The following is a 17,443-nucleotide window of genomic DNA, read 5'->3' as shown; positions in this document are numbered from 1 at the left end:
GCGATGCGCCTGCAGAACTTCGAAGCCAGCCTGCCGCTCGCACCCGAGCAGCTTGCCTTGCACGGCACCCACGGCGAGGCGCCCGCGCCCGGGGTCATCGCCATCGACATCGCCGGTCCACTGGACGAGGAGCGCCTGCGTGACGCGGTCGGCCACGTCGCCGCCGCGCACGGCGCGCTGCGTCATGTCATCGGCGAGGCCGAGGGTTACCGAGGCCTGCGCCAGTGGGTCCGCGCCGGCAATGCGGTGCCTGTGCTGCCATGGCGGCGCGTGGATTTGCGCGGCGAACGGGGCGATGCGCCGGCCTTGCGCCGGGCTGCGCTCGACACGCTGTGCGAGCCGGCTTTCGCGCCCGGCGACGACGCGCATCTGCGCGCCGCCCTCATCCTCCTCGACGGCGAGCGGGCGACCTTGGCCCTGGCCGCGAATCCCTGGGTGGCCGATGGCGGCAGCCTCCGCCTGCTGGCGCGGCAGGTCGGCGAGGCCTTGCGCCAGGGCGCGTTTCCGGATGCGGAGGCCTCGTTCCAGTACGCCCAGTTCGTCGAATGGCGGCAGGAGCTTGCCGCCGGCGACGATGCCCGTGCCGGCGAACGCTACTGGGCCGAGTTCCTCGGCGATCTCGCCGCGCTGGAAGCGCCGCGCCTGGCGCTGCGCTCGGACGGTCCGGCCGGTGCGCGCGTGCAGCGCAGCCAGCCGCTCGACAGCGTGCTCGCCGCGCGCATCGCGTCGATGGCCCAGGCGCGAGGCCTGGCCCCCGCGCAGCTGGTCCAGGCCGCATGGTGGCTGCTGCTCTCGCGCCACCATCGCGGCACGCGCTTCATCGGCGGCTGGCAGCATGATTGCCGCGCCGACTACGAGGTGACGGCCGGCACGGCGGGCGTCTTCGACAAGGTGTTGCCGGTGCTCGTCGAAGCCGATGGCTGCGCCGGCTTCGACGAGGCACTGGCACGCATCGCCGCGATGCTCTCGGCCCACAGCGAAGCCCAGGAGTACTGGCAGGCCGCCGCGCCACCGACCGAGGCGCATCTGCGGGTCGGCTTCGAAGCCATCGAGGCCGGCCAGGACGACCCCGCATGGCGCGTGGCCGAGCAACCCGCTCCTGCCGCCTGCTTCGAACTTGCGATGCAGTTCGCCTGGGGCGGCGGGAACGCATCGGTCGCGCTGCATGCCGACGCGGCGCACTACGGCCAGGACGCCGTGGACGCGCTGCTGCGGCAGTTCGGCGTCTTCCTGCAGGGCTTGCTCGACAACCCGGCCGCACCCGTGGCCGACTTGCCGCTGCTCGATGCGGACGCACAGGCGGCGCTGCTTACGGCCCTTGCGCCCCAGGCCGACCTGGGCATCGGCACCGTGCCCGGCCAGGTGGCGGCCCATGCCGCACGCACGCCGCAAGCCCCGGCCGTGGAAGACGGCGAGCATCGCCTGAGCCATGCCGAGTTCGACCGGCGCGTAACGCAACTGGCGCAGGGCCTGCGCGCACGCGGCGCCGCGCCCGGCGCGCTGGTGGCGCTGCAGCTGCCGCGTTCGCTCGACTTGGTGGTGGCCATCTTCGCGGTCTGGCGCACCGGCGCGGGCTGCCTGCCCGTCGACCCCGAATGGCCCGCCGCCCGCCGCGAGGCCGTGCTCGCCGATGCCCGGCCGGCGTGCGTGCTGCATCCCGTGCTGCCGCCCGAACCCGCCGCGCACGACGTTGCGCTCGAGGGCCTGGAGGGCGCCGACGGCGGCGGCGAACCGCTCGCCGGCGCCGCGCCCGAGGGCGTGGCCTACGTGCTCTACACCTCCGGCTCCACCGGCCGGCCCAAGGGCGGGGTGGTCACGCATGCGGCCCTCTTCAACTACGTGGCGGCCGCTTCATGGGCGATGGACCTGGCCAGCGTGCGCCGCTGGGCGCTCACCAGCTCCGTCGCGGCGGACCTGGGCAACACGGCCCTGTTCGGCTCCCTCTTCAACGGCGCCTGCCTGGTGGTCGCGCAGCCGGAGGACATGCAGGACGCCGAGTCCTTCGCACGCTTCATGCGCAGCCGCGAGATCGACGGGCTCAAGATCGTGCCCTCGCACCTGGAGGCGCTGCTGGACAGCGCGTCGCCGGTGCTGCCCGCGCGGCTGGTGCTCGGCGGCGAGGCCGCGCCGCGCGCGCTGCTGGCGCGCATCGCCCGCATCGCGCCGGCCTGCCGCGTCCACAACCACTACGGGCCGACGGAGGCCACCGTGGGCGTGATGGTGCATGCCGTGACGCCCGGCGCGGCGCTGCCCGAGCTGCTGCCGCTCACGCAGGTGCTCGCCAACAACCGCGTGCGCGTGCTCGACGAGGCCCTGCGGCCGGTGGCCGAGGGACAGCTCGGCCAGCTCTACCTGGGCGGCGCGCAGCTGGCGCGCGGCTACCTGCACGGCGTGGGCGCAGAGGCCTTCATCGACGATCCCTTCCAGCCCGGGGAGCGGCTGTACCGCACCGGCGACCTCGGCTGCCTGCTGCCGGGCGGCGGCATCCGGCTTGCGGGCCGGGCCGACCAGCAGGTCAAGATCCGCGGCTTTCGCGTCGAGCCCGCGGAGATCGAGGCGGCACTGATCGCCCAGCCCGGCGTGCGGCAGGCCATCGTGCTGGCCAGCCAGGACGACGCGGGCCGGACGCGCCTGTGCGCCTGCCTGCAGGCCGACGAGGCCGCGCCGGCCGACACCGACACCTTGCGCATGCGGCTCGCGGCGCTGCTGCCGGCCTACATGCAGCCTGCCGCCTACGTGTGGTTGCGCGAGATCCCGCGCCTGCCCAACGGCAAGATCGACCGGCTTGCACTGGCCGCGTCGGTCGATGGCGCGGCGGCGTCGCCGGCGAAGGCCTCGCGCCCACCGCGCGACGCGCTGGAGAGCGCGCTCGCGCAGGCCATGGCGCAGCTGCTGGGCCGCGACGCTGTCGGCATCGACGACGACTTCTTCGAGCTCGGCGGGCATTCGCTCTTGGTGATCAAGCTGGTGGCGCGCATCCGCAAGCAGTTCGAGCTGCAGGTCGCACCGGGCCTGGTCTTCGATCACCCGAGCGTGGCTGCGCTGGCCGTTGCGCTGCGCGCGGCCGCCGGCGACGCCGAGGCGCTCGAGCAGCGCGCACGGGCCGCGCCGCCGCCGCTGTTCGTGGCCTGAGGCCACCCGTCCCTTGTCTTTCGAAACGCTGCAAGCACGCACTGCATGACGCATCCGGCCGCATCCGCCATTCCCACCGCGCACGAGATCCTCGCGCCGCTGTCCTTCCCGCAGGAGCAGCTGTGGCTGCTGCAGAGCGTGCATCCCGAGCTCACGGCCTACAACCTGCCGCGCGTGTTCCGCCTGGGCGGCGCGCTCGACGACGGCGCACTGGAGCGGGCCTTCCAGGCCGTCATCGCGCGCCATGCGGTGCTGCGCACCCGCTTCGCGGACGTGGAAGGCGAGGCGCGGCAGCGCGTGCAGGATGCCGCGCCCTTCGCGCTGGAGCGCACCGACCTGCGCAGCCTGGCGCCCGAGGCCCGACAGGCGGCGCTCGACGCGCTGGTCGAGCGCACCGCGGCGCACGCCTTCGACCTGGGCCGGGCGCCGCTGATGATGGCGCGGCTCGCGCGGCTGGGCGAGGAGGAGCATGTGCTTGCCGTGTGCCTGCACCACATCGTGTCCGACGGCGGGTCCAACCCGATCCTCGCGCGCGAGCTGGCCGAGGCCTACGCGCTCGCGCTGCGCGACGCGGGGCCGGTGCGCCTCGGCGCGCTGGCGCTGCAGTACGCGGACCATGCCGCGTGGCAGCGCGCGCAGGCGGCGCAGGGTGCGTTCGCGCGTGAGCTCGATCACTGGAACCGCCACCTGGGCAAGCATGTGCCGGCGCTGGACCTGCTCACCGACCACCCGCGCCCGGCGCGGCAGCGCTTCGAGGGTGCGGCCCTCTACTTCGACCTGCCGCCCGTGCTCGCGGGCGGGCTGGAACGCATGTGCCGCGCCGAGAAGTGCACGCCCTTCGTGCTGCTGTTCGCGATGTGGCAGGTGCTGCTGTCGCGCTACAGCGGCCAGGACGATTTCGCCGTCGGCGTGCCCAGCGCGGGACGCCAGCGCGAGGAAGTGCAGGCGCTGCTCGGCTTCTTCGTCAACACCCAGGTGTTCCGCGCGCGGCTGGCGCCCGCGCTGTCGCTGCGGCAGGTGCTGCGCCGGGTGCGTGCCGATGCACTGGCCGCGCTGGAACATTCGCAGCTGCCCTTCGAGCTGCTGCTCGCCAGCCGCGCCGAGCGGCGCGACCCGGCGCGCAATCCGCTGTTCCAGACGATGTTCGGGCTGCAAATGGGCGATCCCGCGCAAGCGCTGCGCTTCGGCGAGGTCCAGGTCGAGCCCATGGCCTTTGGCGAGAAGAGCGCCAAGTTCGACCTGTCGCTCGACGTCACGGTCCGGCCTGAGGGGGTGCGTGGAAGGCTGGAGTACAGCACGGCCTTGTTCGAACGCGGCACTGCGCGGCGGCTGGCGGACTTCTATGTCGCGCTGCTGGAGACGCTGGTGGCCGATCCGGAGCGGCTGGTGGGGCAGCTTGTGTTGCCGGGCGATGCCGAGCGCGAAATGCTGCGGGGCTGGGAGTACAACGAGGCCCGCTATGAAGATGCACGGCCGGTGCACGAGCTGATCGAGCGGCGCGTGGTGTTGCAGCCGGACGAGCCGGCGGTGGTCTTCGGTGATGTCATCTTGAGCTACGCCGAGCTCAATGCGCGCGCCAACCGGCTGGCCCATCATCTGATCGCGCACGGCGTGCGGCCCGACCTGCCCGTGGGCGTGCTCATGGAGCGCTCGGTCGAGATGGTCGTGAGCCTGCTGGCCGTGATGAAGGCCGGTGGCGCCTACGTGCCCATCGACCCCGAGTACCCCGCCGAACGCATTGCCTACATGCTCCAGGACAGCGGCGTGTCGCTGGTGCTCGCGCAATCCCATCTGGCCTTGGCTGCATCCGCGCAAGTGCTGGCCGTCGATACGCTCGATCTCTCGGGTGGGCCCGACACCAACCCGGGAGTGGAACTCACGGGAGAACACCTGGCCTACGTCATCTACACCTCCGGCTCCACCGGCCGCCCCAAGGGCGCGGCCAACCGCCATGTCTCGCTCTTCAACCGCCTCGCCTGGATGCAGGAGGCCTACGCCCTGCAGCCCGGCGAAGTGGTGCTGCAGAAGACCCCCTTCTCCTTCGACGTGTCGGTGTGGGAGTTCTTTTGGCCGCTGATGCAGGGAGCCGTGCTCGCCGTGGCAGCACCGGGTGACCATCGAGATCCAGCCCGCCTGATCGCTTTGATCGAGCAGCATGGCGTCAGCACCTTGCACTTCGTGCCCTCGATGCTGCAGGCCTTCCTGGGTCATGGCGAAGTGGAGCGCTGCACCAGCCTGCGCCGCATCGTGTGCAGCGGAGAAGCCTTGCCCGAGCCGGTGCAGGCCGAGGTGTTCAGGCGATTGCCCGAAGCGCGCCTCTTCAACCTCTACGGCCCCACCGAGGCGGCCATCGACGTGACGCACTGGACCTGCAGGGAAGATGGCCACAACCACGTGGCCATCGGCCGCCCCATCGCCGCCACGCATGTGCATGTGCTGGACGCGCACCTGAACCCCGTACCCACCGGCGTGGGCGGAGAGCTGTACCTGGGCGGCGTCGGCCTGGCACGCGGCTACCTGCACAAGGCCGCGCTCAGCAGCGAGCGCTTCGTGGCCGATCCCTTCGACCCCCAGGGAGGCAGGCTCTATCGCACCGGGGATCGGGTGCGCTGGCGCGAGGATGGTCAGCTGGAGTACCTGGGCCGCCTGGACCACCAGGTGAAGATCCGGGGCCTGCGCATCGAGCTCGGGGAGATCGAGGCCCAGCTGCTGGCGCAGGAAGGCGTGCGAGAAGCGGTGGTGGTGGCGCAGCAGGGCCCGGGTGGGGCCAGGCTCGTCGGCTACGTGTCGGGCCAGGCCGAAGCGGCAACGCTGAAGAATGCACTGGCGCAGAAGCTGCCCGAATACATGGTGCCCGCAGTGATCCTGGTGCTCGACACCTTGCCGCTGAACGCCAACGGCAAGATCGACCGCAAGGCGCTGCCCGCGGTGGAGGCGCAAGGCCAGGAGACCTACGAAGCGCCTGAAGGCGAGATCGAACAGGCACTGGCCGAGGTCTGGCAACAGGTGCTGGGTGTCGAGCGCGCAGGCCGCCACGACAACTTCTTCGAACTCGGCGGCGACTCCATCCTGAGCCTGCAGATCGTGGCGCGCTTGCGCCAGCGCGGCTGGAAGATCACGCCGCGGCAGATGTTCGAGCACCACAGCATTGCGCCGCTGGCGCGCGTGGCCGAGGCCCTCGACGGCGGCGCCTCCTCGACGGCTGCCCCGACATCGGGCCCCGTCCCGCTGCTCCCCATCCAGCAGCTGTTCTTCGAGACCCCGCTGCCGCAGCGCCATCACTGGAACCAGGCCGTGCTGCTGCACAGCCGCGAGCCGCTCGACACGCGGGCATTGGAGGATGCGCTGCAGGCCGTGGTTGCGCACCACGACAGCCTTCGCCTGCGCTACACGCAGGACGCAAAAGGCCGCTGGCAGCAGGTCTGCGAACCCGCAGCCGAGGCACACGCCCGCCCGCTGCTCTGGACGCGCCGCGCCGCTTCCGCGCACGACATCGAAACGCTGTGCGACGAAGCCCAGCGCAGCCTCGATCTCGCGCGCGGTCCGCTCCTGCGCGCGCTGGCGATCGAGGTCGCCGACGGCAGCGCACGCCTGCTGCTCGCCATCCATCACCTCGCCATCGACGGCGTGTCGTGGCGCATCCTGCTCGAGGATCTGCGCAACGCCTACGTCCAGCGGCTGGACGGCGCGCCTGTCGCGCTCCCGGCCCGCACCGACAGCCTCCAGGCCTGGGCGCAGGCCCTGGAGGCCAGCGCCGCCCGCCACGCCGACGAGATGCCGCACTGGCAGTCGCTGGCCCGGGTGCCGGCCAGCCTGCCTTGCGCCCGGCCCGAAGGCGCGAACACCGCGGCCGAGCGCGGCCACATCGAGATCCGGCTCGACCGCGCGCGCACCGAGGCCCTCCTCAAGGAGGTGCCGGCCGCCTGGCGCACGCAGGTCAACGACGTGCTCCTCACGGCCCTGGGCCGCGCCTTGTGCGAATGGAGCGGCCACGAGGAGATCCTCGTCATGGGCGAAGGCCATGGGCGCGAGGACCTCTCGGGCCGGCTCGATCTGTCGCGCACCACGGGCTGGTTCACCAGCCTGTATCCGGTGGCGCTGGCACCCACGGGCGCGCCGGCCGATGCGCTGCGGCGCGTGAAGGAAGCGCTGCGGCGCACGCCGCGCCAGGGCATCGGCCACGGTGTGCTGGGCCTCTGGGGCGATGCCGCGCAGCGCGAGGCGCTGCGCGCGCCGCCCCGTCCGCAGATCGTCTTCAACTACCTGGGCCAGTTCGACGGCGGCCTCGATGCGGCCTCGCCCTGGTCGCTGGCCGAGGAGCAAGCCGGCGCCACCCTGCACGAGAGCACGCCGCTGTGGCATGAGCTTTCGGTCAACGGCCGGGTCCATGCCGGCGAGTTGCGCCTGGGCCTGGGCTACAGCCGCGCGAGACAGGACGCGCAGGCCATGGAACGCCTGGCGCGTCGCATCCGCGAGGAGCTCGAAACGCTCATCGCGCAGGCCCAGGCCGCGCCGCGCGGCGGCGCCACGCCGTCGGACTTTCCGCTGGCCGCGCTCACGCAGCCGCAGCTCGACGCGCTGCCGCTGCCGATGGCCGAGCTGGAGGACCTCTATCCGCTGTCGCCCATGCAGGCCGGCCTGCTGTTCCACAGCCAGCTCGATCCGCAGGCCGGGGCCTACCTGAACCAGCTGCGCGTCGACATCCACGGCCTGGACGTGGCGCGCTTCCGTGCCGCCTGGCGCGCAGCCTTCGCGCGCCACGAGGTGCTGCGCACCGGCTTCCTGTCAGGCGACGCGCCGCTGCAATGGGTGTCGCGCCGGGCCGAGCCGTCGCTGGCCCTCCACGAGGCCCCGGACGGCGCCGGCCTCGATGCGCTGGCGCAGGCCGAGCGGGCGCGCGGCTTCGACCTCGCGCGGCCGCCCCTGATGCGGATGGCGCTGGTGCGCACCGGCGCGCAGCGTCACCACTTCATCTGGACCCTGCATCACCTGCTGCTCGACGGCTGGAGCGTGACCGGCCTGATGGGCGAGGTGCTGCGTCACTACACGGGCCTGCCGCCGACCGCGCCGGCAGGCCGCTACCGCGACCACATCGCCTGGCTGGCCACGCGCGAGCGCGCGGCCAGCGAGCGCTTCTGGCGCGACCAGCTCGGCGCCCTCGAAGCGCCCACGCTGCTCGCCGACGCACTGCCGCGGCCTGCCCCCGGGCGCACCGGCCAGGACCTGCACCGCATCGCGCTGCCGGCCGCGCGCGTCCAGCCCTGGCTGGACGCGGCACGGCGCGAACGCGTCACGCTCAACACGCTGGTGCAGGCCGCCTGGGCGCTGGTGCTGGCGCGCTGCGCCGCGCAGCGCAGCGTGGTTTTCGGCGTCACGGTGGCGGGCCGCAGTGCCGAGCTGCGGGGCGCCGAGCGCATGCTGGGCCTGTTCATCAACACGCTGCCCATGGTCGCCACGCCGCAGCCGCGCAGGCCACGGGCGACTGGCTGCGCGCGCTGAGGCACAGAACCCGCGGCGCGCGAACACGAGCACACGCCGCTCTACGAGATGCAGCAATGGGCGGGCAGGGCGGCAGGCTGTTCGACAGCCTCCCGTGTTCGAGAACTATCCCGTCGACGAGGCGCTGCGCGCGGGCGCGCCGGGCGGCCTGCGCTTCGAGAACGTGGCGCAGCAGGACGAGACGCACTACCCGATGACGCTGACGGTGCAGCTCGCCGCCGACCAATCGCTGCGGCTGGCGCTGGGCTATGAGCGCGTGCGCTTCGGTGACGAGATGGTGGACCTGCTTGCCGGCTGCCTGCAGCAGGCCATCGCCGCGCTGGCGGCCGATGGCGCGCGGCCGCTGGGCACGCTGGTCCTGCTCGATGAGGCGCAGGCGCAGCAAATCGCGCACTGGGGCACGCATCCCGACACGCCGGTTTTCGACGAGCCCATTCACCGGCTGATCGAGCGCCAGGCGCGGGATCGGCCCGAGGCGCCTGCGCTGGTCCACGGTGAGCGCTGCCTGAGCCATGCGGCGCTGAACGCGCAGGCCAACCGGCTCGCGCACCGGCTGATCGCCCTCGGCGTGGGGCCCGAGTCGCGCGTCGGCATCGCGCTCGACCGCGGCATCGAGATGGTGGTGGGCCTCCTCGCGGTGCTCAAGGCGGGCGGGGCCTACGTGCCGCTCGATCCCGACTACCCCGCCGAGCGCATCGCGCACATGGTGGAAGACAGCCGCATGTCGCTGGTGCTCACGCAGTCGCGCATGGCCTCGCGTCTTGCGGCGCCGGGCGCGCCGGGCGTGGTGGCGCTCGACGCGCTGGACCTTCATGCCGAGTCCGCCGCCGACCCCGGTGTCGCGCTGCCGCTCAACGCACTGGCCTACGTGATCTACACCTCGGGCTCCACCGGCCACCCCAAGGGCGTGGGCATCGGCCACCTGGCGCTGCGCTGCCACGTGCAGGCAGCGATCGGCTTCTTCGGGCTCACGCCGGCCGACCGCATGCTGCAGTTCTCGACGCTGAACTTCGACGGCTTCGTCGAGCAGCTCTTCCCGCCGCTGGCCGTGGGTGCGGCCGTGGTGCTGCGCGGCCCCGAGCTGTGGGACAGCGAGCGGCTGCATCGCGAGATCGTCGAGCGCGAGGTCAGCGTGGCCGATCTCACGACCGCCTACTGGCTGCTGATGGCGCAGGACGCCGCGCGCCGCCCCGGCCGCGGCTGGGGCGCGCTGCGGCAGGTCCATGCCGGCGGCGAGGCCATGCCGCCCGAGGGCCTGAAGGCCTGGCGCGACGCGGGCCTGGCGCACGTGAAGCTGCTCAACACCTACGGGCCCACCGAGGCCACCGTCACCGCCACGGTGCTCGATTGCACGGCCTACGTGCGCGGGGAGGAAGCGCTGCCCGCGCAGATGCCGATCGGCCGCGCGCTGCCCGGCCGCGTGCTGCGCGTGCTGGATGCGGCGCTGAATCCGGTGGCGCCCGGCGTGGCCGGCGAGCTGTGCATCGGCGGCGCGCTGCTGGCGCGCGGCTATCTGGGCCGCGCCGCGCTCACGTCCGAGCGCTTCGTGGCCGACCCCTTCGATGCGCAAGGTGGCCGGCTCTACCGCACCGGCGACCTGGTGCGCTGGCGCCATGACGGGCAGCTGGAGTACCTGGGGCGCATCGACCACCAGGTGAAGATCCGGGGCTTCCGCGTCGAGCTGGGCGAGATCGAGGCGCAGCTGCTCGCGCAGCCCGGTGTGCGCGAGGCGGTGGTGGTGGCGCAGGAGGCACCGGGCGGCGGTGTGCGGCTGGTCGGCCATGCCGCCGGCGAGGCGCTGGAGGCGGCCGCGCTGCGCGGCGCGCTGGCAGCGGCCCTGCCCGACTACATGGTGCCCGCGGTGCTGCTGACGCTCGCGGCCCTGCCGCTCAGCGCCAACGGCAAGATCGATCGCAAGGCGCTGCCCGCGCCCGTTGCTGGCGCCGCCGAGGCCGGCCACGAGCCGCCGCAGGGCGACACCGAAGAGGCGCTCGCCGCCATCTGGTGCGAGGTGCTGGGCCTGCCGCGCGTGGGCCGCCGCGACCACTTCTTCGAGCTCGGCGGTCATTCGCTCTCGGCCATGCAGATGGTGGCGCGCGTGCAGAACCTGCTGCAGGTGGCGCTGCCGGTGGCCGAGGTGTTCCAGGCGCCGGTCCTGGCCGCGCTCGCCGCGCGCCTCACCGAGCGCAGCCGGGCCGCGCCTGCGGGCCAAGCCTTGTCCGACATCGATTCCTTCATCGACAGCCTGGAGACGATGTGAACGTCGACCCCAAGACCTTGCAGACCTTGCAGACCCTACGCATCGCCGAGCGCTTCGCCCAGCTGACGCCGGCGCAGCGGCGCGCGGTCTACGAGAAGATCCGTTCCGAGGGCCTCGCGCCGGGGCATTTTCCGATCGTGCCGCGCGAATCCGAGCTGGCCGCGCGCTGCCCGCTTTCGTACGCGCAGGCGCGCCAGTGGTTCCTGTGGCAGCTGGCGCCCGAGAGCACGGCCTATCACATCCTCGGCGCATCGCGCCTGCGCGGGCCGCTGGACCTGCAGGCCCTGCGCCAGAGCTTCGACGCGCTGGCCGCGCGCCACGAGTCGCTGCGCACCGTGTTCCGCGCCGATGCCGAAGGCCGGGCCGAGCAGTGCATCCTGCCGGCCGGCGAGCCCGGCGAGCCCGGCGTGTCCGTGGTCGACCTTCGCGAGCTCGCCGGCGACCAGCGCGAGGCCCGCGCATACGAGGAGGCCCGCCGCGCGAGCGACACGCCTTTCGACCTCGGGGCCGCGCCGCCCTGGCGCGTCGCGGTGATCCGCCTCGAGGAGGAGCTGCACCTGCTGGTGGTCGTGATGCATCACATCGTGTCCGACGGCTGGTCGATGCAGCTGTGCGTGGAATCGTTCTGGGCGGAGTACCGGGCGCGGGTCGAGCACGCGCCCCGCACGCTCGCCGCGCCGGCGGTGCAGTACGCCGACTATGCGCAGTGGCAGCGGCACTGGATGGAAGCCGGTGAGGCGCAACGCCAGCTCGACTACTGGACGCGGCAGCTCGGCGACACGCATCCGGTGCTGCAGCTGCCGGCCGACCGGCCGCGCCGCGCCGATGGCATCTACCGTGCGGCGCGCCACGCCTTCGAGCTGCCTGCCGCGCTGCTGCACGCGCTGCGCGAGCGCGCACGCGAGGCGGGGGCCACCTCCTTCATGGCGCTGCTCGCGGGCTTCCAGGTGCTGCTGCACCGCTGCACCGGGCTGGAGGATGTCCGCGTGGGCGTGCCCATCGCCAACCGCCAGCGCCTGGAGAGCGAGGGCATCGTCGGCTTCTTCGTCAACACGCAGGTGCTGTGCAGCCGGCTGGAGGGACGGATGGCGTTGGACGCGGCGCTGGCTTCGGCACGCGATGCGGCCCTGGGCGCACAGGCGCACCAGGATCTGCCCTTCGAGCAGCTGGTGGAGGCTTTGCAGCCCGAGCGCACGCTGGGGCAGAGCCCGCTGTTCCAGGTGCTGTTCAACCACCAGCGCGAGGAGCGGCCGGCACCGCGGCAAGTGGCGGGGCTGGCGCTGGACGACTGCGCACTGGGCCAGGGCGAGGCGCAGTTCGAGCTGACGCTCAGTGTGACGGAACGCGCCGATGGCCGGGCGAGCCTGGTGTTCGGCTACGCGGAGGAACTGTTCGAAGCCGGCACGGTGGCGCGCTGGGCCGGGTACTACCTGGCGATCCTGGCCGCGATGGTGGAGTGGCCGCGGCAGGCGCTCGGGGAGGTGGTGCTGGGCGATGCAGCGGAGCGGGAGACGCTGCGGGGCTGGGAATACAACGAAGCCGGCTATGAAGATGCACGGCCGGTGCACGAGCTGATCGAGCGGCGCGTGGTGTTGCAGCCGGACGAGCCGGCGGTGGTCTTCGGTGATGTCATCTTGAGCTACGCCGAGCTCAATGCGCGCGCCAACCGGCTGGCCCATCATCTGATCGCGCACGGCGTGCGGCCCGACCTGCCCGTGGGCGTGCTCATGGAGCGCTCGGTCGAGATGGTCGTGAGCCTGCTGGCCGTGATGAAGGCCGGTGGCGCCTACGTGCCCATCGACCCCGAGTACCCCGCCGAACGCATTGCCTACATGCTCCAGGACAGCGGCGTGTCGCTGGTGCTCGCGCAATCCCATCTGGCCTTGGCTGCATCCGCGCAAGTGCTGGCCGTCGATACGCTCGATCTCTCGGGTGGGCCCGACACCAACCCGGGAGTGGAACTCACGGGAGAACACCTGGCCTACGTCATCTACACCTCCGGCTCCACCGGCCGCCCCAAGGGCGCGGCCAACCGCCATGTCTCGCTCTTCAACCGCCTCGCCTGGATGCAGGAGGCCTACGCCCTGCAGCCCGGCGAAGTGGTGCTGCAGAAGACCCCCTTCTCCTTCGACGTGTCGGTGTGGGAGTTCTTTTGGCCGCTGATGCAGGGAGCCGTGCTCGCCGTGGCAGCACCGGGTGACCATCGAGATCCAGCCCGCCTGATCGCTTTGATCGAGCAGCATGGCGTCAGCACCTTGCACTTCGTGCCCTCGATGCTGCAGGCCTTCCTGGGTCATGGCGAAGTGGAGCGCTGCACCAGCCTGCGCCGCATCGTGTGCAGCGGAGAAGCCTTGCCCGAGCCGGTGCAGGCCGAGGTGTTCAGGCGATTGCCCGAAGCGCGCCTCTTCAACCTCTACGGCCCCACCGAGGCGGCCATCGACGTGACGCACTGGACCTGCAGGGAAGATGGCCACAACCACGTGGCCATCGGCCGCCCCATCGCCGCCACGCATGTGCATGTGCTGGACGCGCACCTGAACCCCGTACCCACCGGCGTGGGCGGAGAGCTGTACCTGGGCGGCGTCGGCCTGGCACGCGGCTACCTGCACAAGGCCGCGCTCAGCAGCGAGCGCTTCGTGGCCGATCCCTTCGACCCCCAGGGAGGCAGGCTCTATCGCACCGGGGATCGGGTGCGCTGGCGCGAGGATGGTCAGCTGGAGTACCTGGGCCGCCTGGACCACCAGGTGAAGATCCGGGGCCTGCGCATCGAGCTCGGGGAGATCGAGGCCCAGCTGCTGGCGCAGGAAGGCGTGCGAGAAGCGGTGGTGGTGGCGCAGCAGGGCCCGGGTGGGGCCAGGCTCGTCGGCTACGTGTCGGGCCAGGCCGAAGCGGCAACGCTGAAGAATGCACTGGCGCAGAAGCTGCCCGAATACATGGTGCCCGCAGTGATCCTGGTGCTCGACACCTTGCCGCTGAACGCCAACGGCAAGATCGACCGCAAGGCGCTGCCCGCGGTGGAGGCGCAGGAGCAGGGCGCCTACGAAGCCCCTGCAGGCGACGTGGAGCAGGCCGTCGCCACGTTGTGGTCCGAGCTCGTGGGTGCGACTCGCGTCGGCCGCCACGACAACTTCTTCGAGCTCGGCGGCCATTCGCTGCTCGCCATCCAGCTGATGGAACGCCTGCGTCGCCAAGGCCGCGAAGCCCCGGTGCGCCTGCTCTTCCAGCATCCGAGGCTGACCGACTTCGCGACCGCGCTGCAAGGCGCCGCAGACCCGGAAGTGGACGTGCCGCCCAACGGCATCCCCGCAGGCTGCACCGCAATCACGCCCGCGATGCTGCCGCTGGTGACGCTCGACGACACACAGATCCGCCGCATCGAGTCGGCCGTGCCCGGCGGCGGAGCGAACATCCAGGACATCTACCCGCTCGCGCCTTTGCAGGAAGGCATCCTGTTCCATCACCTGATGGGCGGCGAGGAGGATGCCTATGTCAGCGCGCTGCTGCTGGCCTTCGACAGCCGCGAGCGCCTGCGGCACTTCATCGACTGCCTGAACCGCGTGATCGCGCGCCACGACATGCTGCGCACCGCCGTCCTGTGGGAGGCGCTGCCCGAGCCGGTGCAGGTGGTGCTGCGCCAGGCGGCCGTGCCGATCGAATGGTGCGAGACGCCGGAGCAGGCGCAGCAGCGCGCGCGGCAGCGCCTGGACGTGGGCAGCGCGCCGATGGTGCGCGCCTTCGCCGCGCCCGATGCCGGCGCGCTGCGCTGGCTGCTGCAGCTGCCCACCCATCACCTGGTGCTGGACCACAGCTCGAAGGCCCTGCTGATCGAGGAGATCGGCCTGCTGCTCGAAGGCCGCGCGGACGCGCTGGCCGAGCCCGTGCCCTTCCGCCGCTTCGTCGCGCAGGCGCGGCGCGGCCTCGCGCAGTCGGTGCACGAGGCCTACTTCCGCCGCGCGCTCGCAGGGGTGGACGAGCCCACCATCCCCTTCGGCCTGGCCGACGTGCAGGGCGACGGCGGCCGCATCGTCGAAGCCGTCCTCCCCCTCGACGACGCGCTCGCGCAGGCCCTGCGCCTGCAGGCCCGGCGCGAGGGCGTGAGCGCGGCCGCGCTGTTCCACCTGGCCTGGGCGCTGGTGCTGGGCCGCATCACCGGCCGCGACGACGTGGTCTTCGGCACCGTGCTCTTCGGCCGCATGCAGGGCGGCCGCGAGGTGAACCGCGCGGTGGGCATGTTCATCAACACGCTGCCGCTGCGCGTGCGCCTGGAGATGCGCGATGCCTCGGAGTGCCTGCAGCACACGCAGCAGGCGCTGGCCGAGCTGCTGCGGCACGAGCATGCGAGCCTCGCGCTGGCCCAGCGCTGCAGCGCGCTGCCCAGCGGCGCGCCGCTGTTCTCGGCGATCCTCAACTACCGGCACGGCGAAGCGGCGGCGGCCGCGCGCGGGCTGCCCGGCATCGAGACCCTGGCCTCGCGCGAGAGCTCCAACTTCCCCTTCGGCGTATCGGTCAACGATCGCGGCACCGGCTTCGAGCTGGTCGCGCAGGTGGACGCCGCCATCGACCCGGCGCGCGTGTGCGAGCTGCTGCACGCGGCCCTGCAGGCCCTGGCCGACGCGCTGGCCGCGGGCTCGCGCCGGCCGCTGCGCACGCTGGAGATCCTGCCGGCCGCCGAGCTCGCGCGGCTGCGCGCCTGGGGCGACAACGGGCGCCGCTACGCCGAGGTGCCGCCCGTGCCCCGGCTGGTCGAGCGGCAGGCGATCGCGCGGCCCGACGCGGTCGCGCTCCTCATGGGCGATGCGACGCTCAGCTACGCCCAGCTCAACGCCCGCTCCAACCGCCTCGCGCACCGGCTCATCGCGCTCGGCGTCGGGCCCGAGGTCCGCGTGGGCATCGCGGTCGAGCGCTCCATCGCGATGGTCGTGAGCCTGCTCGCGGTGCTGAAGGCCGGCGGCGCCTACGTGCCGCTCGATCCCGCCTACCCGCAGGAGCGGCTGGACTACATGGTGGACGACAGCGGCATCGCCCTGCTGCTGACCCAGCCGCACTCGATGCCGCGCTTCGCGCCGCGCGAGGGCCTGTGTGTGCTCGACCTTGCGGCGCAGGAGGCGCTGGACGGGCTGCCGGATCACGATCCCGCAGTGCCGCTGCATGCCGGGCAGCTGGCCTACCTGATCTACACCTCCGGCTCCACCGGCCGCCCCAAGGGCGTGGCGGTGGCGCACGGGCCGCTGGCGATGCATGTGCAGTCCATCGGCGAGGCCTACGGCATGACGCCGCAGGACCGCGAGCTGCAGTTCGCCTCCATCGCCTTCGACGGCGCGCACGAGCGCACCTGGGTGCCGCTGGCCTTCGGCGCGGCGCTGATGCCGCGCGACGACGCGCTCTGGCCGGTGGAGCGCACGGCGGCGGAGATCGAGCGCCACGGGATCACCATCGCCTGCTTCACGCCGACCTATCTCACGCAGATGGCGCACCTGCTCGGCGAGGCGGCGAGCCGCCTGCCCATCCGCTCCTACACCGTGGGCGGCGAGGCGATGCCGCGCGCCGCGCTGGCGCTGGTGCAGCAGGTGCTGCGGCCGGCGCGCATCGTCAATGGCTACGGTCCCACCGAAACGGTGATCACGCCGACCCTCGCCAAGGCCGGACCGGACACGCGCTGCGAAGCCGCCTACATGCCGATCGGCCGCCTGGTGGGCGATCGCACGGCCTATGTGCTCGACACGGTGCTCAACCGCGTGCCGCCGGGCGTGCCGGGCGAGCTGTACCTCGGCGGCACGGGCCTGGCGCGCGGCTACCTGAATCGTGCCGGCCTCAGCGCGGAGCGCTTCGTGGCCGACCCCTTCGATTGCGCGGGCGGCCGGCTCTACCGCACCGGCGACCTGGTGCGCTGGAACGAGGACGGCGAGCTCGACTACCTCGGCCGGCTGGATCACCAGGTCAAGGTGCGGGGCTTCCGCATCGAGCTGGGCGAGGTCGAGTCCCAACTGCTGGCGCAGCCCGAGGTGCGCGAGGCGGTGGTGGTGGCGCGCGAGGGCGCGGCCGGGGCCTGGCTGGCGGCCTACGTCGCGCTGCACGCGGGCCGCTTCGCCGATGCCGCGCAGCTGCGCGACCGGCTGCGCGGCGTGCTGCCGGAGCATGCCGTGCCGGGCGCGATCGTGCTGCTCGATCGCCTGCCGCTCAATGCCAACGGCAAGGTCGACCGCCATGCGCTGCCCGATCCGCAGCAGGCCCTCGCGCGGCCGCACGAGGCGCCGCAGGGCGAAGCCGAATCGCACATGGCGCGCTTCTGGCGCGAGGTGCTGGGCCTCGACCAGGTCGGCCGCCACGACAACTTCTTCGAGCTGGGCGGCCATTCGCTGGCGCTGCTGCAGGTGCAGCGGCGCGTGCAAGCCGAGCTCGGCGCGCAGCTGCCGCTGCGCGCCTTCTTCGAGAACCCGACCCTCCTGGAAATCGGCGCGGCCCTGTCCGCCGCGCGCCAGAACACCGGCCCGCAGGCAACGGCCGAGCTGGACCGCATGGCCGCCCTGCTGGACGCCTGGGAAGACTGACACA

General features: G+C 72.6%; 4 protein-coding genes. All 4 read left to right on the top strand.

Annotation, left to right across the window (positions count from 1 at the left end):
- Positions 1 to 3 precede the first annotated feature (3 nt).
- The 4 genes from GXN78_RS35820 (at position 4) to GXN78_RS35805 (ending at position 17,439) form a co-directional block, all read left to right on the top strand.
- The gene (locus GXN78_RS35820; protein ID WP_106560547.1) at positions 4 to 3,132 is read left to right on the top strand and encodes a non-ribosomal peptide synthetase; all 3,129 of its coding nucleotides are present in this window, start codon (positions 4 to 6) and stop codon (positions 3,130 to 3,132) included.
- A 45-nt stretch (positions 3,133 to 3,177) separates the two neighbouring features.
- Complete coding sequence (locus GXN78_RS35815) at positions 3,178 to 8,631, top strand: non-ribosomal peptide synthetase (protein WP_164256249.1); 5,454 nt, start codon at positions 3,178 to 3,180, stop codon at positions 8,629 to 8,631.
- A 94-nt stretch (positions 8,632 to 8,725) separates the two neighbouring features.
- Positions 8,726 to 10,891, top strand: coding sequence for an amino acid adenylation domain-containing protein (locus tag GXN78_RS35810; RefSeq protein WP_239143118.1), 2,166 nt, complete (start codon positions 8,726 to 8,728; stop codon positions 10,889 to 10,891).
- Entirely contained in the window at positions 10,888 to 17,439 is a 6,552-nt protein-coding gene (locus GXN78_RS35805; RefSeq protein WP_164256247.1) for a non-ribosomal peptide synthetase, read from the top strand. The genes GXN78_RS35810 and GXN78_RS35805 overlap by 4 nt, the downstream gene beginning before the upstream one ends.
- Positions 17,440 to 17,443 lie beyond the last annotated feature (4 nt).

The sequence above is a fragment of the Variovorax sp. WS11 genome, from assembly GCF_010499245.1.
In the GTDB taxonomy this organism is placed as follows: Bacteria; Pseudomonadota; Gammaproteobacteria; order Burkholderiales; family Burkholderiaceae_C; genus Variovorax.
This window is presented reverse-complemented; position numbering and strand designations above follow the sequence as displayed.

Coding starts and splice junctions, on each gene's coding strand:
- GXN78_RS35820 (WP_106560547.1), top strand. CDS start 4: ATGCGCCTGCAGAACTTCGAAGCCAGCCTGCCGCTCGCACCCGAGCAG.
- GXN78_RS35815 (WP_164256249.1), top strand. CDS start 3,178: ATGACGCATCCGGCCGCATCCGCCATTCCCACCGCGCACGAGATCCTC.